General features: G+C 74.8%; 10 protein-coding genes. All 10 read left to right on the forward strand.

What is annotated here, in order from left to right:
• Positions 1–20: 20 nt before the first annotated feature.
• From ACFVXG_RS41790 to ACFVXG_RS41835, 10 genes are read left to right on the forward strand one after another with little or no spacing between them, the layout of a single operon-like run.
• Positions 21–7,634 (forward strand): amino acid adenylation domain-containing protein, encoded by a 7,614-nt coding sequence (locus tag ACFVXG_RS41790; protein WP_387935724.1) that lies wholly within the window; start codon positions 21–23, stop codon positions 7,632–7,634.
• Positions 7,631–8,710: a saccharopine dehydrogenase NADP-binding domain-containing protein gene (locus ACFVXG_RS41795; protein WP_387935725.1), complete on the forward strand. Its 1,080-nt coding sequence runs from the start codon at positions 7,631–7,633 to the stop codon at positions 8,708–8,710. The genes ACFVXG_RS41790 and ACFVXG_RS41795 overlap by 4 nt, the downstream gene beginning before the upstream one ends.
• Positions 8,707–10,917 carry a Gfo/Idh/MocA family oxidoreductase gene (locus ACFVXG_RS41800; protein ID WP_387935726.1) on the forward strand — a complete coding sequence of 737 codons (2,211 nt, stop codon included), beginning with the start codon at positions 8,707–8,709 and terminating at the stop codon, positions 10,915–10,917. Before ACFVXG_RS41795 ends, ACFVXG_RS41800 begins: the two co-directional genes overlap by 4 nt.
• A 5-nt stretch (positions 10,918–10,922) precedes the next feature.
• Positions 10,923–11,639: a VOC family protein gene (locus tag ACFVXG_RS41805; RefSeq protein WP_387935727.1), complete on the forward strand. Its 717-nt coding sequence runs from the start codon at positions 10,923–10,925 to the stop codon at positions 11,637–11,639.
• A complete protein-coding gene (locus tag ACFVXG_RS41810) occupies positions 11,627–12,985 on the forward strand; it encodes an FAD-binding oxidoreductase (protein WP_387935728.1) in 1,359 nt (452 codons plus the stop codon). Before ACFVXG_RS41805 ends, ACFVXG_RS41810 begins: the two co-directional genes overlap by 13 nt.
• Positions 12,982–18,384 carry an amino acid adenylation domain-containing protein gene (locus tag ACFVXG_RS41815; protein ID WP_387935729.1) on the forward strand — a complete coding sequence of 1,801 codons (5,403 nt, stop codon included), beginning with the start codon at positions 12,982–12,984 and terminating at the stop codon, positions 18,382–18,384. Before ACFVXG_RS41810 ends, ACFVXG_RS41815 begins: the two co-directional genes overlap by 4 nt.
• Positions 18,385–18,416: 32 nt before the next feature.
• Positions 18,417–19,775 carry a salicylate synthase gene (locus ACFVXG_RS41820; protein WP_387935730.1) on the forward strand — a complete coding sequence of 453 codons (1,359 nt, stop codon included), beginning with the start codon at positions 18,417–18,419 and terminating at the stop codon, positions 19,773–19,775.
• A gap of 1 nt (position 19,776) precedes the next feature.
• Positions 19,777–21,384, forward strand: coding sequence for a (2,3-dihydroxybenzoyl)adenylate synthase (locus tag ACFVXG_RS41825; RefSeq protein ID WP_387935731.1), 1,608 nt, complete (start codon positions 19,777–19,779; stop codon positions 21,382–21,384).
• On the forward strand, positions 21,377–23,164 hold the full coding sequence (locus tag ACFVXG_RS41830; RefSeq protein WP_387935732.1) for an ABC transporter ATP-binding protein: 1,788 nt from the start codon (positions 21,377–21,379) through the stop codon (positions 23,162–23,164). The genes ACFVXG_RS41825 and ACFVXG_RS41830 overlap by 8 nt, the downstream gene beginning before the upstream one ends.
• Positions 23,161–24,939, forward strand: a complete 1,779-nt coding sequence (locus tag ACFVXG_RS41835) for an ABC transporter ATP-binding protein (RefSeq protein ID WP_387935733.1) — start codon at positions 23,161–23,163, stop codon at positions 24,937–24,939. The genes ACFVXG_RS41830 and ACFVXG_RS41835 overlap by 4 nt, the downstream gene beginning before the upstream one ends.
• Positions 24,940–25,170 lie beyond the last annotated feature (231 nt).

Genomic DNA, 25,170 nt, shown 5'->3' on the forward strand with positions numbered 1-25,170 from the left:
CCGAAGGAGAGGAGCCCCCGTTGTCGCAGGTATCCGGGCCGCCGCCCATCGATCTGCCGAAGGCCGTCGGCGAGCTGCTGGGCCTGCCCGCCGAGGAGGTGGGCGAGCACGCCAACCTGATCGAACTCGGGCTGGACTCACTGACCTTGATGCGCCTCGCGGGCCGACTTCAGCAGCACGGCCTCGACGTCGGCTTCGCCGACCTGGCCGCCGAACCCCGGCTCTCCGCCTGGCACTCGCTGCTCGACAGACAGCCGGGCACGGCGACGGCCCGTCCGGCGCCGGCCGCCGTCGACGAGTCGGCGCCGTTCGAGCTGGCCCTGATGCAGCACGCGTACTGGGTCGGGCGCGAGGAGGGTCAGCAACTCGGCGGTGTGGCAGCGCACTTCTACCATGAGTTCGACGGCGCCGGCGTCGATCCGGCCCGGCTCGAAGACGCCGTCCGGGCCGTTCTGGCCCGCCACGGAATGCTGCGGGTGCACGTCCTCGACGACGGCCGTCAGCGGATCGCGCCGGACACCACCTGGCCGGGCCTGCGCGCGCACGACCTGCGCGAACTCCCCTCCGCCGAGGCCGAGGACCGGCTGGCGGAGCTGCGCCGATGTCTCTCGCACCGTTCCCTGGACATCGCGAGCGGCGAGGTCTTCGACGTCCAACTCTCACTGTTCCCCGATGAGTTGAGGCCTGACGGAACCCGGCTGCACATCAACCTGGACATGGTCGCCGCCGACGCGCTGAGCCTGCGGGTCCTGCTGGCCGACCTGGCCCGCGCCTACACCGAGCCCGACCGGCCACTGCCGCCCCTGGACTACAGCTACCCGCGCTACCGCGCCGACCGGGCCGCGGCCGCCGACCCCCAGGCCGAACAGGCGGACCGGGCCTACTGGCAGACCCGGCTGCCCGGACTTCCGTCGGCGCCCCAACTGGCCCTCGCGCCCGATGCGTTCGCCTCCGCCGCCACCACGGTCGTCCGTAGACACCGCAGACTCGACGCCGAGGCGGTGCACGCCTTCGACCGCCTGGCCCGCCGGCACGGCCTCACCCCGGCCATGGCACTCGCCGCCGTCTTCGCCGAGACGCTGACGGCCTTCAGCGCCGAGCCCGACCTCCTGCTCAACCTGCCACTCTTCGACCGCGCCCCGCTCCACCCCGAAGTCGGCGAACTGGTCGGCGACTTCACCTCCTCGGTCCTGCTCGCCTGGGAGGGCTCCGCGCCCGGTACCTTCGCCGAGCGCGCCACCCGGCTCCAGAGCCGGTTCCACGCGGACGCCGCACACGCCGGCCACTCCGGCGTCGAGGTCCTGCGCGACCTCTCCCGCCTGCACGGCGAGCGCGTGCTCGCACCGGTCGTCTACACCAGCGCCCTCGGCCTGGGCGAACTGTTCGCCCCCGCCGTCCGCGAGGCGTTCGGCGAGGCCTCCTGGATCATCTCCCAGGGCCCGCAGGTCTGGCTGGATGCCCAGGTCACCGAGGTCGACGGCGGGCTGCTGGTCAACTGGGACGCCCGCGAGGACGCCTTCGCCCCCGGCGTCCTGGACGCCATGTTCGCCGCCTACGGCACCCTCCTCGACCAGCTGCTCAACGGCTCGGACGCCTGGGGCGCACCCGTGCCGCCACTGCTCCCGGCCGCCCAACTGACTGTCCGGGAACAGGCGAACGACACCGCGCACCCGCGCTCCGGCGCCCGACTGCACGACACCTTCTTCGCCCGTGCCGCCGCGCACCCCGACGTCCCGGCCCTGCTCTGGGGCGAGACCGGAGCACTGGGATACGGAGAACTGGCCCACCGGGCCCTGCGCCTGGCCGCCCACCTGCACGACCAGGGCGTCCGCCCCGGCGACCTGGTGGCCATCACCCTGCCCAAGGGGCCCGACCAGGTCACCGCCGTCCTCGCCGTCCTCGCCGCTGGCGCCGCCTACCTGCCGCTCGGCATCGACCAGCCCGAGGCCCGCCGCGCCCGGATCCACAGCTCGGCGGGCGTCCGGCTCGTCCTGGACGACATCACCGTCCCCGCCGACGTCGCACCCCTGGCCGGCCCGCTGCCAGGCGCCGACACCGACCTCGCCTACGTCATCTACACCTCCGGCTCCACCGGCGAGCCCAAGGGCGTCGAGATCCCGCACGCGGCAGCCGTGAACACCGTCGAGGACCTCAACGAGCGGTTCGCCGTCGGGCCCCGGGACCGCACCCTGGCGTTGTCCGCCCTGGACTTCGACCTGTCCGTGTACGACGTCTTCGGCCCGCTGTCGGCCGGCGCGGCGGTGGTCTGCGTCGAGGAACCGGACCGCCGGGACGCCACCGTCTGGGCCGAGCTGATGCACCGCCACCGCGTCACCGTGGTCAACTGCGTGCCCGCACTGCTGGACATGCTGGTCACGGCGGCCGACGGCCCCGCACCCGCGCTGCGCACGGTGCTGCTCGGCGGCGACTGGGTACCGCTGGAGTTGCCCGGAAGGCTCTCCGCCCTCGCGCCCGGCTGCCGGTTCGTCGCCCTGGGCGGCACCACCGAGACGGCCATCCACTCCACCGTCTGCGAGGTTCCCCGGCCGGTCCCGGCCGACTGGTCGTCGATCCCGTACGGCACACCGCTGCGGGGCGTCGTCTGCCGGGTGGTCGACCCGCTCGGGCGGGACCGGCCGGACTGGGTGCCGGGCGAGCTGTGGATCGGCGGGGCGGGCCTCGCCCGCGGCTACCGGGGCGACGCCGAACGGACCGCCGAGCGCTTCGTCGAGGCCGACGGACGGCGCTGGTACCGCACCGGCGACCGGGCCCGCTACCGGCCGGACGGCACCCTGGAGTTCCTCGGCCGGGCCGACCACCAGGTCAAGGTGCGCGGCCACCGGATCGAACTCGGCGAGATCGAGGCCGCGTTGACCGCCTTCCCAGGCGTGGCGCAGGGCGTCGCCGTGGTCTGCGCAGACGGCAGACTCGGGGCCGCGCTCACCGCCGACCGGAAACGCGCGGCCGCCGACTGGCAGGCGCTGGCCACCGTGGGCGCGCTGCGGGACGGCCGCGCCTCCGCGCTCGACCCGGCGGCGCTGCGCGCCTTCCTGGCGACACGCCTGCCCTCGGCGATGGTGCCCGAGCGGATCGCCGTGCTGCCCGGACTGCCGCTGACGCCCAACGGGAAGGTGGACCGGGCAGCCCTGCGCCAGGTGCTGGCGGCCGGGGACCTCCCGGACGCCACCCCCGTCACGGCGCCGGTCGGCGCGGCCGAGGAGGCCGTCGCCACCGCCTGGACGGAGGTGCTCGGTGTGGCCGCCGTCGGCCGGGAGCACGACTTCTTCGCCCTCGGCGGCGACTCCCTGCTGGCGACCCGGCTGGTCGGCCGGCTGCGCGCGGCCGGCTACGGGCAGGTCCGGCTCGCCGAACTGTTCGCCCGGCCGGTCCTGGCCGACTTCGCGGCGACGCTGCGACCGGACGCCGCACCGGCCCCCGCCCCCGCGCTCACCGCGGACCCGGCGGGCCGCCACGAGCCGTTCCCGCTCACCGACGTCCAGCGCGCGTACTGGCTGGGCCGCGGCGAGGGCTTCACCCTCGGCGGGACCGGCTGCCACTTCTACCGCGAGTACGACCTCGACGACCTCGACCCGGGCCGGCTGGAGGAGGCCGTCAACCGGCTGGTCGCCCGGCACGAGATGCTGCGGGCGGTCGTCGACGAGCGGGGCGAGCAGCGCGTCCTCCCCAAGGTGCCCCGCTTCACCGTTCCCCTGGCCGAGGCCGGCCCCGACCCCGAGGCCGCGTTCGCCGAGCTGCGGGAGAGCGCCTCCCACCAGGTCTTCGACCCGGGCGTCTGGCCGCTGTTCTCGATCCGCGCGGTGCGCTCGGGCCGCCGGACCAGGCTCGGCATCGGGATGGACAACCTGGTGCTCGACGCGCTGAGCATCCTGCGGTTCTACGCCGAACTCGGTGCCCTCTACCAGGACCTGGACGCCGAACTCCCTCCGCTGGACGTCTCGTTCCGCGACTACGTGCTCGGCGCGGCGCCCGCCCCCGAGGCGTTGACCGCGGCCCGGGAGTACTGGTCCGACGACCGGCTCGCCGAGCTCCCGCCCGCGCCGCAGCTGCCGCTCGCCGTCGATCCGTCGGAGGTAGCGCGCCCGTACTTCACCCGGCGCGAGGCGCGGATCTCCGCCGAGCGGTGGCGGCCGATCGCCGACCGGGCGCGCGAGCACGGCCTGACCCCGTCGGCGGTGCTGCTCGCCGTCTTCGGCGAGGTGCTGGGCCGCTGGAGCGCGCGGCCCGACCTGACGCTCAACCTCACCCTGTTCGACCGCCGGGAGGTGCACCCGGACATCGAGCGGGTGCTGGGCGACTTCACCTCGCTGGTCCTCGTCCCCGTCCGCCCCGAGCGCGACGAGGGCTGGCTGGCCACGGCCCGGCGGGTGCAGGAGGAACTGTGGCGGGCGCTGGACCACCGCGAGCTGTCGGCCGTCCAGGTCCTGCGCGACCTCGCGCGCCGCACCGGTGAACCGGAGACCACGATGCCCGTGGTGTTCACCAGCGCTCTCGGGGTCGGCGCCGGCGCGCCGGACGGCCCCTTCGCCGAGCACGTCTGGGGGGTGTCCCAGACGCCGCAGGTCTGGTTGGACCACCAGGTCACCGAGACCGCCGAGGGCGGGATCCGGCTGAACTGGGACGCGGTCGAGGAGCTGTTCCCCGACGGCGTGCTGGACGGGATGTTCGCCGGCTACCTGCGGCTGCTCGACCACCTCGGCGCCGCCGACTGGCACCAGCCCGCGCCCGAGCTGCTGCCCGAGGCGCAGCGGCTGGTGCGGCGGCAGGTCAACGCCACCGGCACGGAGGCGCCGGCCGGCCTGCTGCACGGCGGGTTCTTCCGTCGGGCGGCCGAACAGCCGGACCGTACTGCCCTGGTGTGGGGTGGCGGCGAGGAGTGGACGTACGGCAAGCTGGCGCAGCGGGCGCTGCGGCTGGCGGCGGTGCTGCACGAGCGCGGAGTGGAGCCCGGCGAGGTGGTGGCGGTGACGCTGCCGAAGGGGCCGGAGCAGGTCGTGGCCGTGCTCGGGGTACTGGCGGCCGGGGCGGCGTACCTGCCGGTCGGGGTCGATCAGCCGACGGCGCGGCGCGAGCGGATCCACCGCCTGGCGGGGGCCCGGTTCGCGGTCACCGACGAGGCGGGGACGGAGGACGACGGGATCCGGCGGATCGCGGTCTCCGAGGGCGTGGAGGCACTGCCCGCGCCGGTCGCGACCGGTCCGGAGGACCTCGCCTACGTGATCTTCACTTCGGGGTCGACCGGCGAGCCGAAGGGCGTCGAGATCACCCACCGCTCGGCGGCCAACACCGTGGACGACGTCGACGAGCGCTTCGCCGTCGGGCCGGAGGACCGCGTTCTCGCGGTGTCCGCGCTGGACTTCGACCTCTCGGTGTACGACGTGTTCGGCCCGCTGTCGGCGGGCGGCGCGGTGGTGCTGGTCGAGGAGGAGGCCCGGCGGGACGCCCGGCGCTGGCTGGAGCTGGTGCGCCGCCACCGGGTGACGGTGTGGAACTCCGTGCCCGCGCTGCTCGACATGCTGCTCACCGTGGCGGAGAGCGGTCCGGCGCCCGAGCCGCTGCGGCTGGCGCTGGTCTCCGGTGACTGGGTCGGCCTCGACCTGCCGGGCCGCTGCGCGGCACTGCTTCCGCACTGCCGGTTCATCGCGCTCGGCGGCGCGACCGAGGCGGCGATCTGGTCCAACTCCTTCGAGGTGCGCGAGGTCGACCCGGCCTGGCCCTCGATCCCGTACGGCCGGCCGCTGCGCGCCCAGCGGTTCCGGGTGGTGGACGGCTTCGGCCGGGACTGCCCGGACTGGGTGCCGGGCGAGCTGTGGATCGGCGGCGCGGGCGTGGCCCTCGGCTACCGTGGAGCGCCCGAGCTGACGGAGCGCCGGTTCGTCGAGTGGGCGGGCGGGCGCTGGTACCGCACGGGGGACCTCGGCCGCTACCGGCCGGACGGCACGCTGGAGTTCCTCGGCCGGGCGGACCAGCAGGTCAAGCTCCGGGGCCACCGGATCGAGCTCGGCGAGATCGAGGCGGCGCTGCGGTCGCATCCGGCGGTGGGCCGCGCGGTCGTGGCGGTGGTCGGGGAACGGTCCGGTCGGCGGCTGGCGGCAGCGGTCGTCCCGGCGGTCGCACCGCAGGAGGCGTCGCCGACCGCGACCGTACGGACGGCCGTGGCGGCGGCGCGGGCGCGGGCCCGGCAGGTGGAGGCCGAGGCGGCGGAGGAGGTGCTGATCCGACTAAGCGGTCTGGAGAGGCTCGACGGCCCGGAGCGCCTGGACGCAACAGCCGCCCGGCTGGAGGTGACGGAGGAGCACCTGCCGGTCCTGCGGCTGTGGCTGCGCTGGCTGGTCGAGCGGAAGGTCCTCGTCGAGGAGGACAACGGGTACAGCGCGGGGCCGGAGCTGGCCGTCGCCCTGACCCGCGGCGAGCCGGACAGCGGTTCCGACGCGTACGGCGCCCTGATCGCCTGCGCCCGACGGCGACTGCTCGACCGGGTGGAGGACTACCGGGCGATCCTGTCCGGGCGGCTCGACCCGTCCGCCCTGCTGGACGACGACGTACTCGCCCCGGCGAACCTCGCGGCCGCCGATCCCGGCGGTGCGGCGGCCCTGGCCGGGATCGCGCGGGAGTTGGCCGACCTGGCCGAGGCCGCCGGCCGCCCCATCGAGGTGGCCGAGCTGGACGGGCGCGCGGGCCGCACCGCCGAGCAGCTGCTCGGCCTGCTCTCCCCGGAGCAGGTGCGCTACACCCTGCTCGACCCCTCGGCCGCCATGGTCGCCGCCGCGTCCCGGCGCCTGGCGGAGCAGCCGCACGCCGTCTGCCACCAGCTGCCGGACCAGCGGATACCCGAGGAACTGCGGCACCGCTTCGACGTGGTGGTGGCGGACAACGTGCTCCACCGCTACCCCGAGCCCGAGCAGGGGCCGGCCCTGGCCGCCCTGCTGCTACGGCCCGGAGGGCGGCTGCTGGCCGTCGAGCGAGCCGAGCTGACCCCGGTGGCGCTGCTGACGGCGGGCCTGCTCGACCGTGGCTACGTCGGCTTCGACCGGGCGCGCCGGCTGGCCGGCACGCCGATGCTGCCCGCGTCGCGCTGGACGGAGCTGTTCGCCCGGGTCGGTCTGCACGAGGCCGGCCACCTGGCGGTCGGCGACTCCTTCATGGAGCGGCTCTGGGCCCGGCGGCCGGAGGCCTCGCTCGACCCCGACCCGGCCGACCTGCGCGATCACGTGGCGGCCTTGCTGCCGGCGCACATGGTGCCGGAGCGGATCGAGGTGCTGCCCTGGCTGCCGCTGAGCGCCAACGGGAAGGTCGACCGGGCAGCAGTCACCGCGGCGCTGGCCGAGGGCGGTGACGAGGACGCCGATGAGCCGCCGCAGGGCGAGCTCGAGGAGCAACTCGCCGCCATCTGGGTGGAGTTGCTGGGGCTGACGGCCGTCGGACGACGGCGGAGCTTCTTCGAACAGGGCGGCGACAGCCTGCTGGCCACCCGCTTCCTCGCCCAGCTGCAGCAGCGGTTCGGCGTCGAGCTACCGCTGCGCCGGATGTTCAACGGGCCCGGCCTCGCCCAGGTGGCGGCGGCCGTGGCCGAAGAGCTCGCACAGCACGACGACCTCGAGGAAGGAACCCTGTGATCGGCATCATCGGCGGCTACGGCGCGGTCGGCGCCCAGGCCACCCGGCTGCTGGCCGCCCGGGGCGCGGGCCCGCTGCGGATCGGCGGTCGGCGCCTGGAGCGTGCGGCCGAGCTGGCCGCCGCCCTGCCCGGCCCGGCCGAGGCCGCACGGGTCGACGTGGCGGACGACGCCTCGCTGGCCGAGTTCGTGGCCGGCTGCCGGGTCGTCGTGCACTGCTCGGGGCCCTCGCACGCCTCGGCCGCCCGGGTGGCCCGGGCAGCGCTGGCGGCGGGCGCGCACCACGTGGACGCGGGCGCACCGGATCAACTCGCCGCCGGTGAAGGTGCGTTCAGCACTGTGTTCGCGGCGGGCGCGCTGCCGGGGCTCTCCGGGCTGCTCCCCCGCTGGCTCGCCCAGCAGGGCTTCGACTCTGTGCACGGACTGACCTGCTACGCGGCGGTGCTCGACCGCTTCACCGCCACGGGCGCGGAGGACTACCTGCACGGCGTCCTCGGCGGCGCCAACGAGCCGCTCGCCGCCTGGCAGGGCGGTGGGCGCCGGGCGGGGGCGCTGACGCGGCAGTCCGGGCTGCGGCTGCCGTTCCTGCCGTGCCCCGTCGCCGCCTACCCGTACCTCGATGCCGAGGGCGAGCGGCTGGCGCGCGAGCTCGCCCTCGACCACGGCCGCTGGTACACCGTGCTCGACGGCGAGCACCTGCCGGCCGCGCTCGACGCCGCCCGTGGGCTCGACCGGGCCGAGGCCGTCGCAGGCCTGTGCCGGGCGAGCGCCCTGGACACCGCCGGGCGCACCCCGTACGCGGCGCTGTTCGTCCAGCTCGACGGCACGGCCGACGGGCGCCCCCTGAGCCGGACGGCCGTGCTGCGCGCGCCCGGCATCGCCGAGCTGACCGGAGCCGTCACGGCGGCGGCCGCGCTGGCGGTGCTGCTGGGCGAGGTGCCGGCCGGGGCGCACTGGGCGGACGCGGTGCTCGATCCGGCCGCGACCGTCGAACGGCTCTCGGGAGCCGTGGAGTTGACCGTGACCGACGGACCGATGGGCGATCTCGTCGATCTCGTCGAGGAGGGAGTGCTGTGACCGGCCGCCGACTGCGAACCGTGGTGTGCGGGACGACGTTCGGGCAGTTCTACCTCGCCGCACTGGCCAGGCTGCCCGAGGAGTTCGAGATCGCGGGCGTGCTCGCAAGGGGCGGTCCGCGCTCCGTCGAATGCGCCCGCCGGTTCGGGGTGCCGCTGTTCACCGAGGTCGACCAGCTGCCGGAGGACATCGACCTGGCCTGCGTCGTGGTGCGCTCGGGGGTGATGGGCGGGGCCGGCACCGAACTCGCGCTGCGGCTGCTCGGCCGTGGCATCCACGTCCTCCAGGAGCAGCCCGTCCACCACGACGACCTGGCCCGCTGTCTACGCGAGGCGCGGCGGCACGGCGTGCGGTACCGACTCGGGGACCTGTACGTCCGGCTCCCGGCGGTGCGCCGCTTCACGACTGCGGCACGCCGACTGCTCGGCGAACAGCCGGCCCTGTCGGTGGACGCGGCCTGCTCGATGCAGGTCGCCTTCCCGCTGGTGCACCTGCTGGGCGACGCGCTCGGCTCCCTGCGCCCCTGGCGGATCGATCCCCCGGCGGGCCCGGCGGACGGCCCGTTCACGGTGCTGACGGGGGCACTCGGCGCCGTGCCGCTGACCCTGCGGGTGCAGAACGAGGTCGACCCGGCGGACCCGGACAACCACGTCCAGCTGCTGCACCGGGTGACGGTCGGCACGGCGGGCGGCACGCTCAGCCTGACCGACCCGCACGGCCCGGTGCTGTGGCACCCCCGGCTGCACATCCCCGACGCGGTGAAGCAGCGCTTCGACTTCGACGGCCCGGACACCGGCCACCTCGCCGAACCGCCCACCACCGTGCTCGGCCCCGCCGAGCCGCCGCCCTACCGGGAGACGCTGAGCCGCACCTGGCCCGAGGCGATCGGCGCCGACCTGCTGGCGCTGCGCGCGGGCATCCTCGGCGAGTCGGACGCCGAGCGGCCCGACCAGTACCACCTGACCCTCACCCGGCTGTGGCAGGACGTCACCTCCCGGCTCGGCTACCCCGCGCTGCGGCCGGGGCAGGCTCACCGGCCGTTCCCCGTGGGCGAGTTGTTGGCGACGGTGGACGATCCGGCCGTCGTACCGCCCGCCCTGGACGGCCTGGTCGAGGCGGCGGCAGGAGCCGCCGAGCTCCAGGTGCGCGGCGTCGGAGCCGAACAGGTCCGGGCCTTCGTCGAGCAGTTGGACGAGGCCGTGCTCGCCGGCATGCTGCTGGCGCTGCCAGGGGACCTCGGCACCCTGGAGGAGATCCTCGCCGCCGCCCGGGTGGCACCGGCCCATCACGGCCTGGTCGAGCGCTGGCTGGCCACCCTGGCCGAGCGCGGCCGGGTCGTCCGGGACGGCGAGCGGTTCACCGTGACCCGGGCGGTTCGGCCCGCCGAGGCGGCCGAGGCCTGGAACCGCACTGCGGCCGTGTGGGTGGACGGGCTCGGCTCGCCCGAGTTCGTCGACTACCTGCGGCTCAACGCCGAGCGGCTGCCCGCCCTGCTGAGCGGTGAGCAGCAGGCCGCGCTGCTGCTCTTCCCCGAGGGGCGGACGGAGCTCGCGGACACCGTCTACCGGGAGACGGTCACCGCCCGCTACCTCAACACGGCCGTGGCGACCGCCGTCCGGCGCCTCGTCCCGGCCGACGGGCCACCGCTGCGGGTGCTGGAGGTCGGGGGCGGCACCGCCGCGACGACCGAGGCGGTCGTCCGGGCCCTGACGGCGGCGGGCACGGCCGCGCCGAACGTCGACTACCTGTTCACCGACGTGTCCCGGTTCTTCCTCGGCCCGGCCCGGGAGAGGTTCGCCCGTCACCGCTGGCTGCGGCTCGGCGTGTACGACGTCGACCGGGCACCGTACGACCAAGGGCACTCGCCCGCATCCTTCGACGTGATCGTCGCCGCCGGCGTTCTGAACAACGCCCGCGACACCGACGCCACCGTCGGCGCCCTGGTCGAACTCCTCGCTCCCGGCGGCTGGTTGCTGGTCACCGAGCCGACCCGCGAGCACCTGGAGATCCTCACCTCGCAGGCGTTCATGATGACCGCCCCCGAGGACGCCAGGGCGAAGTCCGGCCGCACCTTCCTCTCCCCCGACCAGTGGCTGGACGTGTACGCCGGGGCGGGTGTGCGGCAGGTCCGGACGCTGCCGGCCGAGTCACACGTCCTGGCGCCGCTCGGGCAGCGGCTCTTCGTCGCCCGCAAGGCCGAGAAATGAGAACCATGGAACTGACGTGCAGTCATGTCCTGTGCAAGGTCGACGACATCCGGTCGGCCGTACGAGACTTCACCGATCTCGGCTTCACCGTGGAGTGGGGCAGCACACCGGCGAAGGCTCACAACGCGCTGATCTGGTTCGAGCAGGGCCCGTTCATCGAGCTCTTCGAACTCCCTTCCCGGTTCGCCCTGTTGCGCGGACCGTTCGGCCTCGCGTACGGCCCGGCGGCGGGCGCCCGGCTCGCCAAGTGGGCGCGCCCGGGCGAGGGGTGGCGCGATGTCGCGCTGGAGACCAGCGGCTTCGAGCTGTCCGGGACCCGCCACGACCTGCGCGCCCGGGGCCTCGCGGCCTCCCGCGTCATGACCGGTCGCCGGACCAGGCCCGACGGACAGCCGGTGCGCTACCGCTTCCTCACCCCCGCCCCGGCCGGGCTCCCCTTCATCGTCTCCGCCTACCACCCGCCGCAGCGACCCGCCCAAGTGACCCACGCCAACGGCGCGCTCGGCGTCTCCCGGGTCCGGATGGGCGTGGCCGCGGGCGACCACGCCGCCTTCGGCACGCTCGTCGGCGCGGACCCGTGGCTGACGCCCGAACCCGCCGACCGCACCCGTGTCCTGCACGTGGAACTGGCCGGGCTGACGCACCCGCTCGATGCCGCCGCTCTGCACGGCGCGGAGCTCGGCCCGGCCGCGTCTGAGCGGAGCGGGCGATGGAACTCCTGACTCCCGCGAGCCCGGGCTACGACCGCGCCCGCCGGGTCCGCAACGCCCGGATCGACCGCCGCCCGGCGCTGATCGCCCGGTGCGCCGATGCCGAGGACGTCACGGCTGCCCTCGCCCTCGCCCGTCGGCGCGGCCTGCCGGTGGCGGTGCGTGGCGGCGGCGCCCACGTGGCCGGCTGGGGCACCTGCGACGGCGGGATGGTGCTCGACCTCGGCGGCATGAAGCGCATCGAGATCGACCCGGACGCCCGGCTGGCGGTCGCCGAACCCGGCCTCACCTGGGGCGAGTTCGACGCCGCCACCCAGCAGCACGGCCTCGCCCTGCCCGGGCCGCGCAACACCGACGTCGGCATCGCCGGGCACACCCTCGGCGGCGGGGTCGGAGACCTGTCCCGGCAGTTCGGGCTGACCAGCGACAACGTGGTCTTCTTCGACCTGGTGACCGCGGACGGCCGCCGGGTGCGGGCCGGTGCGGACGAGCACCCGGAGCTGTTCTGGGGCCTGCGCGGCGGGGGCGGCAACTTCGGCGTGGTGGTCCGGTTCGGCTTCCGGCTGCACCCGGTCACCCAGGTGCTGGCCGGGCCGCTCGTCCACCCGGCCGAGCACGCACCGGCCGTCCTGCGGGCCGCCCGGGACTGGCTCGCCACGGCGCCCGACGAGGCATCGCTGGTCGCGCTCGCCTGGACGGCCCCGCCGCTGCCGTTCGTCCCCGAGCAGCTGCACTTCGAACGCTCGGTCGTGCTGATCCCCACCTGGTTCGGCCCGCCCGAGCAGGGCGACGCGGTGCTCGTGCCGCTCCGAAACATGGGGCCGCGGCCGCTCTCGGACGGCGTGCGACGGATGCGGTACGCGGACTACCAGCGGCTGCTGCCCTCCCCGCCCGGTTTCCGGGAGCAGAACGTCTACAACCGCGGCGAGCTGCTGCCGGAGCTGTCCGACGCCGTCATCGACGACCTGCTCGCCCGCTGGGCTGCCGCCGGGCCGAACTTCTCCGTCGTCCTCGGCGCCCTCGGCGGGGCGATCGGCCGCGCCCCGGTCGGCCCCACCGCCTTCACCCACCGCGACGCCCGCTGGTTCGTGGAGATCTGCGCCCAGTGGTACGGCGCGCCGGACAGCGCCGCCCACCTGCGGCCCGCCCGCGACGGCTGGCGCGCCCTGCAGCCCGTGACCCGCGGCCCGTACCTGAACCTGCTGCCCGACCCCGAGCCCGAGTGGGTGCGCGCCGCGTACGGCCCGGCCACCTATGAGCGGCTGGTCCGGCTCAAGACGACCTGGGATCCGGACAACGTGTTCCGGTTCAACGCCACCATCCCCCCGCGACCCGCAGAGGAAGACCGAGAAGCATGAGCGTCACCGAACTGATCACCGAACTCCGCGGCGCGGGCGTGCAGTTGTGGGAGGAGGCGGGCCGGCTGCGCTACCGGGCGCCCAAGGGCGCGCTCGACCCCGAGCGGCTCGCCGCGCTGCGGGAGGCCAAGGACGTCGTCCTGGCGCAGCTGCGGGCCGAGGGCGAGCGGGAGCTCGTCGTCCCCGATCCGGAGTCCTGTCACGAACCCTTCCCGCTGACCGACGTCCAGGCGGCCTACCTGCTCGGCCGGGGCGGGGCCTTCGAGCACGGCGGCGTCGCCTGCCACGTCTACCTGGAGGTCGGATACCCCGATCTCGACCCGGCGGCCGTCGAGGCCGCCTGGAACCGGCTGATCCGGCGCCACGACATGCTCCGGGCCGTCATCGCGGCCGACGGCCACCAGCGGGTGCTGCCGGAGGTGCCGCACCTTGCCGTCCCCGCCGCCGATCTGCGCGGCGCCGGCACCGACGCCGTCGAGTCCGAACTCACCGCCGTACGCGTGGAGTTCGGCCACCGGGTGTACGAGACCAGCAGCTGGCCGCTGTTCGACCTGCGGATCACCAGGGCGGACGGGCGGGCCGTGCTGCACCTGTCGATGGACTTCCTGATCGCCGACTGGGCGTCCATCTGGCTGCTGCTCGCCGAGTTCGAGACGCTGCACGCTACCCCGGACGCCGAACTCCCGCCGCTGGAGCTGCGGTTCCGCGACTACCTGCTCGCCGAGCGCGGCCTGCGGGAGTCCGACCGCTTCCAGCGCGACCGCGACTACTGGTGGGCCCGGCTGGACGAACTTCCGCCCGCGCCCGACCTTCCGCTCGCGGACCGCACGCCCGCCGAGCACCCGGCTGAGCGTCCGGCCGAGGCCCGCTTCCGGCGGCGCTTCCTCAAACTGGACGCCACCGCATGGGCGGACCTCAAGCGCCGGGCGCAGGAGCGCGGCCTCACCCCGTCCTCCGTGGTGCTCGCCGCCTACGCGGCCGCGATCGAGCGCTGGAGCCGCAGCCCGCGCTTCGCGCTCAACCTCACCGTGCTCAACCGGCTTCCGCTGCACCCCGAGGTCGACCGCGTGGTGGGCGACTTCACCTCGGTCAACCTGCTGGCCGTCGACTGGGCCGACGGCAGCACCTTCGCCGAGCGGGCCAAGAACGTGAGCGGACAGCTCTTCGACAACCTCGACCACCGGCTCTGCTCCGGCGTCGAGGTGCTGCGCGAACTCGCCCGCCGCCGGGGCCGCGAGGCGGCGCTCATGCCGATCGTCTTCACCAGCGCAATCGGCCTCGGCGAGGCGGGTACCGACGCACGGGCCATCGGCCGCCTCGACGGCTTCGGCATCACCCAGACCCCGCAGGTGTTCATCGACTGCCAGGCGATGGACGACGCCGAGGGCCTCCAGGTCAACTGGGACGTCCGCGAGGGGATCTTCCCGGACGGCCTCGCGGACGACATGTTCGCCGCCTTCGAAGCCCTGCTGCGCTCCCTGGCCACCGCCGACACACCCTGGGACGCCGACCAGGCCGTCCCCCTGCCCGCCTGGCAGGCCGAGGAGCGCCGCCGCGCCAACGACACCCGGGCCCCACTGCCGAACACCCTGCTGCACCACGGCGTGTTCGCCCAGGCCGCCCGCACCCCGGACCGGCCCGCGCTGCTCGGCCCGCGCGGCACCGTCAGCCACGGCGAACTCGCCGGCCGGGCCGCCGCCGTGGCCGAGGCGCTGAAGCAGGCCGGCTGCACGGCGGGCGAAAACGTCGCGATCGTCATGGACAAGGGGCCCGAGCAGGTCGCCGCCGTGCTCGGCACCCTGCTCGCCGGGGCCGTCTACCTGCCGGTCGACACCGTCCAGCCGCCGCTGCGCCGGGCCGCGATCCTCGCCGACGCCGGGGTCCGGCACGTACTCTCCCAGTCCTGGGTGGACGCCGGTCCCGACGCCATCGCCGTCGACCGGCTGGCGCCCACCGCACCCCCGACCACCCTGCCCGAGGGCGACCCCGACGCACCCGCGTACGTGATCTACACCTCCGGCTCCACCGGCCGCCCGAAGGGTGTGGTGATCAGCCACCGGGCCGCCGGCAACACCGTCGCGGACATCAACCGCCGCTTCGCCGTCACCGCCGAGGACCGCGTGCTGGCCCTCGCCAACCTGGGCTTCGACCTCTCGGTGTACGACGTCTTCGGGCCGCTCGCGGTCGGGGGCGCACTCGTCCTGCCCGACCCCGGACGCCGCGCCGACCCCTCGCACTGGGCCGAGCTGGCCGCCGAGCACGGCGTCACCCTGTGGAACTCCGTCCCGGCGCAGATGCAGATGCTCGCCACCTACCTGGAGACCGAGCGCGGCCTGGACCTGCCCGCGCTGCGCCTCGCCCTGCTCTCCGGCGACTGGATCCCGCTCACCCTGCCCGACGCCGTCACCACCCGCCTGTCCGGCCTGGAGGTGATCGCCCTCGGCGGCGCCACCGAGGCCGCCATCTGGTCGATCGCCCACCCCTACCGCGGCCTGGAGCCGGGCTGGCGCAGCATCCCGTACGGGCGGCCGCTCGCCAACCAGGGCTTCCGGGTGCTGGACGCGGCGCAGCGCGACTGCCCGGTGTGGACGGCCGGCGAGCTGTACATCTCCGGTGCGGGCCTGGCCCAGGGCTACCTCGGGGACGCGCAGACCACGGCGCAGCGGTTCGTGACGCACCCGGGAGACGGGCAGCGCCTGTACCGCACCGGCGACTTCGGCCGGTACCTGCCGGGCGGGGAGATCGAGTTCCTCGGCCGTGAGGACACCCAGGTCAAGGTGCGCGGCCACCGGATCGAGCTCGGTGAGATCGAGTCCGCACTGCTGGAGCACCCCGCCGTCGCGGCGGCCGGGGTGGTGCCGGACGGCACGGGCGCCGGGCGCGGGCTGCTCGGCGTGGTGGAGGGCGCCCGGATCGCCGAGCCCGTCCACCCGGACGACCGGGCGCTGATCGAGGACGCCCGGAAGGCCGCCGAGGCGACCCTCGCCGGCCTCGACCGGGGCACGGTGGCCGCCTTCGTCGAGCGCCTCGACCGGGCCGTACTCGCCTCGATGGCGCTGGCCCTGCGGGAGGTGGACGGCGAGATCGCCGGGCAGCACCGGTGGCTGGCCGAGCGCTGGCGGGCCGTCCTGGCCGAGGCCGACCAGGGCCCGGTGGATGCGGCCGCCGTCGCCGGGCGATGGACGGCGGCCGAAGCGGCCTGGACGGCCGGGCTCGGCTCGCCCGGGTTCCTGGCCTACCTCCGGCGCAACGCCGACCGGCTCCCCGAGCTGCTCACCGGCCGTCAGGACCCGGTGGAGCTGCTGTTCCCCGAAGGCGGCCTGGACACCACCCGCGCCCTGTACCGCGAGAACGCGATGGCCCGGTATCTGAACGGCGCCGTGGCCGGGCTGTTCCGCCGCATCGCCGCCGGGGCGCGCCGGCCGCTGCGCGTCCTGGAGGCCGGGGCCGGGACCGGCGGCACCACGGAGGCCGTCCTGGCGGCCCTCGCCGGTTGCGGCTGCGACTACCTGTTCACCGACGTCTCGCCGTTCTTCCTGCCCGAGGCGCGGGCCCGGTTCGGTGACCGCCCTGGCGTCCGGTTCGGCCTGTTCGACGTGGACGGCGACCACCGCGCCCAGGGCCTGGCCCCGAACTCCTTCGACGTGGTGCTGGCCGCCGGCGTGCTGGAGAACGCCCGGGACGTGCGGGCCGCGCTTGGCCGGCTGGTGGACCTCGTCGCGCCCGGCGGCTGGCTGGTGCTCACCGAGCCGACCCGGGAGCACCCGTGGATCCTCGCCTCCCAGGCCTTCCTGATGACTGCGCCCGAGGACGACGCCCGCCGCCACGGCCCGTCCTACCTCACGAGGGACCAGTGGCTCGGCCTCCTCGCCGACGCCGGAGCCCGGCAGGTGCACAGCCTGCCCGAGGACGGCCACGCCCTGGCCCCGCAGCACGTCCACCTGTTCGCCGCCCGGCTGAAGACCGACCGCGTGCCGGTGACCGAGGCCGAGCTGCACGACCACCTGGCGGCCCGACTGCCCGCGCACATGCTGCCCTCGCACCTCCAGGTCGTGGACGCCCTCCCGCTGACCGGCAACGGCAAGGTCGACCGCCGCACCCTGGGGACCTGGCGCCCGGCGGCGGACGCCTCGGCACGGACGGCGTCCGCGGACCGGCCGGCCGACGAACTCGAAGCCCGCCTGGCCGAGTTGTGGGCCGCGACGCTCGCCGTCGACGCGATCGGCCGGACCGAGAGCTTCTACGAGCGCGGCGCGGACTCCCTGATCACCGCCCGGATGGCCGGACGGCTCCGCGAGGAGCTGCCGGAGGCCCACGACGTGCCCTTCGACACCCTGCTGCGGCAGATGCTCAACCAGCCGACCGTCGAGGCCCTCGCCCGCTTCCTGCGCGGGCGCGCCACCCCGGACACCGCCCCCGAGGGCCGGCGCGGCACGACCGGCAACGCCCTGCTGGTGCCGTTCGGCGGCGGCGGCGAAGGCCCGTTGCGCGTGCTGTTCCACGCCGGCCTCGGCACCATGGACTGCTACCGGCCGCTGGCCAAGGAACTGGTCGCCCAGAAGCTGGGCCCGGTGCTCGGCATCGTCGTCGACGACCCCGAGCGGTACTGCGCGCTCGACCCGGCCGAGGTGATCGAGCGGGCCGCCGACGACTACGCCGAACGCCTGCTGGCCGAACCGCTGCTGGCCGAGGGGCACCAGCGCGTCCAGCTGGTCGGCTACTGCCTGGGCGGCCTGTACGCCACCGAGGTGGCCCGGCGCCTCGACGAGCGCGGCGTCCAGGTCGAGGACCTGGTGCTGGCGAGCAGCCACCCGGTGGTCTTCGACGTCGAGGACGACCTGATGATCGAGACCTTGTTCATCCCCAACCTGCACATCGAGCTCGCCCAGGCGGGCTTCGGCGGGATCGACCCGGACGCGGCCGTCCACGCCTTCATGCAGGTGATCGAGCGCAACGGCGGCCGGGTGCCGGCCGGCTCGCTGGTCGAGGTCGGCGGCGACCCCGCGTCGGACGCCGTCGCCGCCTACTTCCGCCGACTGTCCGAGCACACTCGCGAAGAGCGCTTCGCCCGGTACGCGAAGGCGGCGACCGAGGTCACCGGCCAGAAGCTGATGCCCGAGATGGCCGAGGGCATGTTCCGGGTCTTCCGGCAGAGCTTCCGCTCCGCGCGTTTCACGCCGCCACCGTACGCGGGCGACATCCGCTTCCTGCGCCCGCGCGGCGCCTCGGGCTTCGCCCCGGGCATGGACGAGACCACGCTCGCCTTCTGGCGCGACGTCTGCCTCGGCGAGTTCGCCGTGACCGACATCGAGGGCAACCACTTCAGCTGCATCGAGGAGCGGAACGCCCGCGCCGTCGCCGACCTGGTCGCCGCCCCGCTGCGCGCCGCCGCCCGCTGACCCGCCGACCCGCTTCCGACAGGAGAAACACCGTGCTTCAGTACTATCAAGAGGCCGTCTTCGAGGGCGAGTTCGACCCGCTCGCGATCACCGCCCAACTGGTCGGCTCCGGCCTGCTCGGCGAGTACGTGGTGTACGAGCGCCAGTCGTGCTGGCACGTCGCCGGGAACCCGGTGGCGGAGATCCGGGTGGACGACCGACGGGTGCACACCCTCCTCGCCGGAGGCGGCTCGACAGAGGACTGGTCCGGCAGACCGTGGCGGCAGGTGGAACGGGCGCTGGGCCGGATACCGGTGGCGGACTGGCGCGCGTACGGCTGGGCCTGCTTCGAACTGGCGAGCCGTCCCGGCTCCGGTTCCAGCTCCGGTTCCAGCTCCGGTTCCAGCTCCGGCTCCGCCGAACCGCTCGCCCATCTGTTCGTCCCCGGAGTCGAGTTCGACGTGCGGGCGGACCGCGTCCGGGTCAGGGCACTGGAGGGGAGCGACCTCGACGCGGCCCGCAAGCTCCTGACCGAACCCGCCCAGGCTCCCGCCCCGGCCTGCGCGCCCCTGGACGTCCGGCAGGCCGACACCGCCTACCAGGCCGGGGTCGCCCACGCGGTGGCGGAGATCGGGCGCGGCCGGCTGGAGAAGGTGATCCTGTCGCGGCCGGTCCCCGTCCCGTTCCCGGTGGACCTGACCGCGAGCTACCTGGAGGGCCGTCGGCACAACACCCCGGCCCGCTCGTTCCTGCTCGACCTCGGTGGCTGGCAGGCGGCCGGGTTCAGCCCGGAGACGGTGGTCGAGGTCGACGCGGCCGGGACGGCCAGCACCCAGCCGCTGGCCGGCACCCGGGCGCTCACCGGCGACCCGGACACCGACGAGACGCTGTGCGCGGAGCTGTTCCGGGACCCGAAGGAGGTCTTCGAGCACGCCTCGTCGGTCCGGCTCGCCGTCACGGAGCTGGAGTCGGTCGGCGAGCCCGGCACCTGCCGGGTCAGCGAGTTCATGGCCGTCCGACGGCGCGGCAGCGTCCAGCACCTCGCCTCCCGGGTGGCCACCACGCTCGCCGACGGCCGCACCGCCTGGGACGCGCTGGGCGCGGTGTTCCCGCCCGTCACCGCCTCGGGCATCCCGAAGGCCGCCGCGTACCGGCTGATCGAGGAGCTGGAGGAGCAGCCGCGCGGACTGTACTCGGGCGCGGTCCTGATGGCCGCCGCCGACGGCTCGCTGGACGCCGCGCTCGTGCTGCGCGCCGTCTACCAGCGGGACGGCCGGGCCTGGCTGCGCGCCGGGGCCGGTGTGGTGAGCACCTCCCGACCGGCCCGGGAGTACGAGGAGACCTGCGAGAAGCTGGCCAGCGTCGCCCCCTACCTCGTCCCCGCCGCCCGTCACGACCACGAGAAGGGCTGACATGCTCGACGGATTCACCCCCTGGCCCGAGGATCTCGCGGCGCGCTACCGCGAACTCGGCTACTGGCAGGGCCGCACGCTCGGCTCGGTGCTGCGCGAGCGGGCCCTGAGCGCCCCGGAGCGCACCGCCGTCGTGGACGGCGCGCACCGCTGGACGTACCGCGAACTCGACCTGCGGGCCGACCGGTTGGCCGCCGGTCTGCACCTGCGCGGCATCGCCCCCGGCGACCGGGTGCTGGTGCACCTGCCCAACGCCGCCGAGTTCGTGTCGCTCTGCTTCGCGCTGTTCCGGCTCGGCGCGGTCCCGGTCCTCGCGCTGCCCGCCCACCGGGAGACCGAGATCACCCACCTGGCCCGGCTCTCCGGGGCCGTCGCGTACGTCATCCCGGACCGCTGTCTCGGTTTCGACCACCGGGAGCTCGCCCGGGCCGTCCGGGCACGACAGCCGGGGCTGCGCGAGGTGCTGGTGGTCGGCGAGCCCGAGGAGTTCACGGCGCTGGCGGAGGTCGACGCCGAGCCGATGCCGCTGCCGGGCCCGGAGCCTTCGGACGTCGCGCTGCTGCTGCTCTCCGGCGGCACCACCGGCGTGCCGAAGCTGATCCCCCGGACGCACGACGACTACCTCTACAACGCCACCGCGAGCGCGGAGACGGCCGGTCTGGACGCCGGGACCCGCTACCTCGCGGCGCTTCCCGTCGCGCACAACTTCCCGCTGGCCTGCCCCGGGGTGCTCGGCACCCTGGCGGTCGGGGGCACGGTCGTGCTGTCCCCGACCCCCAGCCCCGAGGACGCGTTCCGGCTCATCGAGCGGGAGCGGGTCACCGTCACCGCCCTGGTGCCGCCGCTGGCGCTGCTCTGGCTGGAGGCCGCCGAGTGGGCCGGCGCCGACCTGAGCAGTCTGGAGCTGCTCCAGGTCGGCGGGGCCCGGTTGAAGGAGGGGACGGCGCAGCTGGTCGGACCGGTGCTCGGCTGCCGTCTCCAGCAGGTGTTCGGGATGGCCGAGGGGCTGCTCAACTTCACCCGGCCGGAGGACCCCGAGCGCCTCGTGCGGTCCACCCAGGGCCGGCCGCTGGCCGAGCACGACGAGCTGCGGATCGTCGGCGCCGACGACCGGGAGGTGGCCCCGGGCGAGGTGGGCGAGCTGCTGACGCGCGGCCCGTATACGCTGCGCGGCTACTACCGGGCGGAGGAGCACAACCGCTCGGCCTTCACCGTCGACGGCTTCTACCGCAGCGGCGACCTGGTGCGTCAACTGCCCAGCGGCCACCTGGTGGTGGAGGGGCGGGTGAAGGACGTCATCAACCGCGGCGGCGACAAGATCCCGGTGGAGGAGGTGGAGAACCACCTGCTGGCCCACCCGGCCGTGCACGACGTCGCACTGGTGGGCCTGCCGGACGAGGCGCTCGGCGAGCGCTCCTGCGCCTGCGTGATCGCGCACGGCGCCCCGCCGGGCCGGGCCGAGCTGAACGCCCACCTCACCGCGCTCGGACTGGCGGCCTTCAAGCTGCCGGACCGGGTGGTGGTGCTGGAGGATTTCCCCCGGACCGCGCTCGGCAAGGTCAACAAATCAGAACTTGCCTCTGTGATCGAGGAGTTGACGCATGGCTGAGCGCGGAGGCCTGCGCGTACTGGCCGACCTGGTGGCGCTGGCACCGGCGGTACGCGCCCGGCTCGTCCGAGCCGCCCTGCTGGGGGTGCTCGGCGGCGCCGCCACGGTGGCCGGCTTCGCCTGCGCGGCCTTCGCCGTGGGCGGGCTGTTCACCGACGGTACGTCGCTTCCGGTGGGCTGGCTCGCCGGTGCGCTGGCCGGCCTGCTGGTCTCGTTCGCGAGCCGGTGGCTGGCCGAACACCTGGCGCACGAGGCCAGTTACGACCTGGAGGTGGCGCTCCGACGCGAACTCGCCGACACGCTCGCCCGGATGCCGCTGGGCGAGGTCCAGCGGCTCGGCTCCGGCCGGATCAAGAAGATCGTCCAGGACGACGTCAAGGCGCTGCACAACGCGGTGGCCGACGCGCTCCCGTTCGTCGGCTCCGGCCTCGCCCAGCCGCTCGCGGCGCTGCTCGCGCTGGGCGTGGTGCAGTGGCGGCTGCTCATCGCCGTCCTGCTGATCGTGCCGATCGCCGTGCTCTGCCTGTCCCTGCTGACCCGGGACCACGCCGAGCAGCGGGCCCGCTACAACCGCGCGAACGAGAACGTGAACGCGGCCGTCGTCGAGTTCGTCCAGGGCATGCCGGTGGTGCGCACCTTCGACGACGGGAAGGGCTCCTTCGGCCGGTTCTCCGCCGCCGTACGCGAGTTCACCGAGGCGGTGGCCGCCTGGATCGCCACCTCGCGCACCTCCGGCGTCCTCAACCAGCTGTTCATCGTCCCGCTGCCGACGCTGCTGATCGTCACGGCCTCCGCCGTCCCGATGCTGGCGGCCGGCTGGATCTCCGCCACGGACGTGGTCCTCGTCCTGATGATCGGCGCGATGCCGGTCGAGGCGATCGCCCCGCTGATGCACCTGACCAACTTCCTCAACGACTCCAAGGCCGGCGCCGTCCGGATCGCAGGATTGCTGCACACCCCACCGCTGCCCGAGCCCGAGCACCCGCGCGAGCCACCGGGCTCCGCGATCACCCTGGAGGGCGTCCGCTTCCGCTACAGCGCCGACCGGGGCGATCCGGTGCTCGACGGCCTCGACCTGGACGTCCCGGCCGGCACGGTCTGTGCCCTGGTCGGGCCGTCCGGCTCCGGCAAGTCGACGGTGGCCAGGCTGATCCCGCGCTTCTTCGACGTCGAGGCGGGCACCGTCCGGGTCGGCGGCGTCGACGTGCGCGAGATCCGCACCGAGACGCTGCTGCGGCACGTCACGCTGGTCTTCCAGGACCCGTTCCTGGTCTCCGGCACCGTCGCCGAGAACATCCGCCTGGCCCGGCCCGAGGCCACCGACGCGGAGGTCCGGGCAGCCGCCGAGGCCGCCGCGGCGCACGAGTTCATCACCCGCGAGCTGCCCGACAGCTACGACACCCAGGTCGGCGAGCGCGGCGCCCGGCTCTCCGGCGGGCAGCGCCAGCGGATCACCATCGCCCGCGCCGTCCTGTCCCGGGCCCCGATCGTGATCCTGGACGAGGCGACCGCCTTCGCCGACCCGGAGAGCGAGGCCGCCATCCAGGACGCCATCGCCCGGCTGACCCACGGCCGGACCGTCCTGATCATCGCCCACCGGCTCTCCACCATCGTCGACGTCGACCAAATCGCCGTCCTCGACGGGGGGCGGATCGTCGAACGGGGCCGCCACCCCGAGCTGGTCGCCGCTGGCGGCCGCTACGCCCGGCTCTGGGCACGTCACGAGGAGGCCGCGGCCTGGGGGCTGGCCGGCGGCCGTACGAGGGAGGTCACCCGATGAGGCGGATCCTGCGCCTGATGTTCACGGCCGCGGGCCCGTACGCGCCGCAGTTCCATGCCACCCTGCGGGTGTCGCTCGCCGCGAGCGCCGTCCAGGCGGCGGCGTACGCGAGCTTCGTACCGCTGCTGGCCGAGCTCTCCCGAGACCCGGTCCGCACCGGACGGGCCTGGCTGTGGGTCGGGGTACTCGCCGCCCTGGTCGTTACCGAGGGGGCGCTGCGGGTCCGGGAGTCGGGCTTCACCTACGGCTACTGGCACCTGGTCACCCAGGCGACCAGGCTGCGCCTCGGGGAGCGGCTGCGCGCGATGCCGCAACAGGAGCTCGCCCGGCGGGCGGCAGGCGACCTGACCTCGGTGGTCGGCGCCAACGCCACGGCCGCGGCCACTGCCGTCTCTGCCCTGTCCACCCTGTTCGTCCAACTGGTGACGGTGCCGGTGGTGTTGGGGGCCGTCGTGCTGGCCGTGGACTGGCGGCTCGGGCTGGTCCTCGCGGCGGCGGTCGGCGCGGCGCTGCCGTTCGTCCGCCGGGTGCAGCGCTCCTCCAACACGGGCTTCCACGCCGTGGACGAGGCCGATGCGGCCTCCGCGAACCGGATCGTCGAGTACGTGCAGGGCCTGCCGGTGTTCAAGGCCACCGGCCAGGCGGGAGCCGACTCACCCCGGCTGGCCACCGTCCTCGCCCACCAGCACCACGCCCAGTCGGCGGCGAACCGCTCGGCCGCCGCGCCGCTCGCCGCCGCCCAACTCCTGGTCCGGCTGGCCCTGGTGGCGCTGGTCGCGGTCGGCTCGGCGCTGGTCGTCGACGCAAAGTTGTCGCTCGGCCTGCTGGTCGCCATCGTCGTGACGGCCGCCCGGTTCGCCGAGCCGCTGAGCATGGCCGCCGTGATGACCAAGCTCTTCGAGATGTCCGAGGCCGCCCTGACCAGGATCGACGAGGTCCTGCGGGTGGAACCGCTGCCCGTCGCCCCCGGCGGGACGGAGCCGAAGGACTTCGAGATCCGCTTCGAGCACGTCACCTTCGCCTACGACGGCCGCGACGAGCCCACGCTGCGCGCCTTCGACCTCACCGTCCCCGAGCGCAGCCTGACCGCCCTGGTCGGGCCCTCGGGCTCCGGCAAGACCACCGTGACCAGGCTGATCAGCCGCTTCGCCGATCCCCAGCACGGCACCGTACGGATCGGCAGGGTCGACCTGCGCACCCTCGGACCGGACGAGGTGCTTCGCCACATCGCCGTCGTGTTCCAGGACGTCTACCTCTTCGACGACACCATCCGCGCCAACATCGCGCTCGGCCGCCCCGACGCCACCGACGCCCAGATCGAGGCCGCGGCCCGCGCGGCCAACGTGCACGAGTTCGTCGCCCGGCTGCCCCTGGGCTACGACACCCGGGTCGGCGAGATCGGCTCCGCGCTCTCCGGCGGCGAACGGCAGCGGATCTCCATCGCCCGGGCCATCCTCAAGGACGCGCCGATCGTCCTCCTCGACGAGCCCACGGCCGCCCTGGACACCGAGTCCGAGGTGGTGGTGCAACAGGCCGTCGACCGCCTGGTGGCCGGCCGGACCGTCGTCGTCATCGCCCACCGGCTCTCCACCGTCGTCGGCGCCGACCAGATCGTGGTGGTCGACGGCGGCCGCGTCACCCAACGCGGCACCCACGCCGAGCTGCTCGCCGACGCCGAAGGCCGCTACGCCCGGATGTGGACCGCCCAACTGGCCGCTCGCCACTGGCACCTGCCGCCGACGGAGGCCGGCGCCCGTACCGGGCATGCCCCCTGATTCCGTGCAGTGCTTGAGGTATCGCAGCCCCACGGGCCGTCCAGCCGCGCGAGCATGTGCCGAAACGCCGGCTTGGACGGCTCGAGCGAGTACCCCGGGGCGGCGGCAGTGGGTCGTCCCGCTCCGCGCCTGTCGGCAGCCCGCCGACCCTCGCAGCCGGTTCTGGTGAGGCAGGAAGGCGAACTCGGCGGCGGGCACAGGCAGGAATACCCTGTTCCGCTTATGGATTGC

Source organism: Kitasatospora sp. NPDC058162 (assembly GCF_042884005.1).
Classification (GTDB): Bacteria; Actinomycetota; Actinomycetes; order Streptomycetales; family Streptomycetaceae; genus Kitasatospora.

Bases quoted from the DNA above. Each gene is read 5' to 3' on its own strand.
- ACFVXG_RS41805 (WP_387935727.1), top strand. From the start codon at position 10,923: ATGGAACTGACGTGCAGTCATGTCCTGTGCAAGGTCGACGACATCCGG.
- ACFVXG_RS41810 (WP_387935728.1), top strand. From the start codon at position 11,627: ATGGAACTCCTGACTCCCGCGAGCCCGGGCTACGACCGCGCCCGCCGG.
- ACFVXG_RS41815 (WP_387935729.1), top strand. From the start codon at position 12,982: ATGAGCGTCACCGAACTGATCACCGAACTCCGCGGCGCGGGCGTGCAG.
- ACFVXG_RS41825 (WP_387935731.1), top strand. From the start codon at position 19,777: ATGCTCGACGGATTCACCCCCTGGCCCGAGGATCTCGCGGCGCGCTAC.
- ACFVXG_RS41830 (WP_387935732.1), top strand. From the start codon at position 21,377: ATGGCTGAGCGCGGAGGCCTGCGCGTACTGGCCGACCTGGTGGCGCTG.
- ACFVXG_RS41835 (WP_387935733.1), top strand. From the start codon at position 23,161: ATGAGGCGGATCCTGCGCCTGATGTTCACGGCCGCGGGCCCGTACGCG.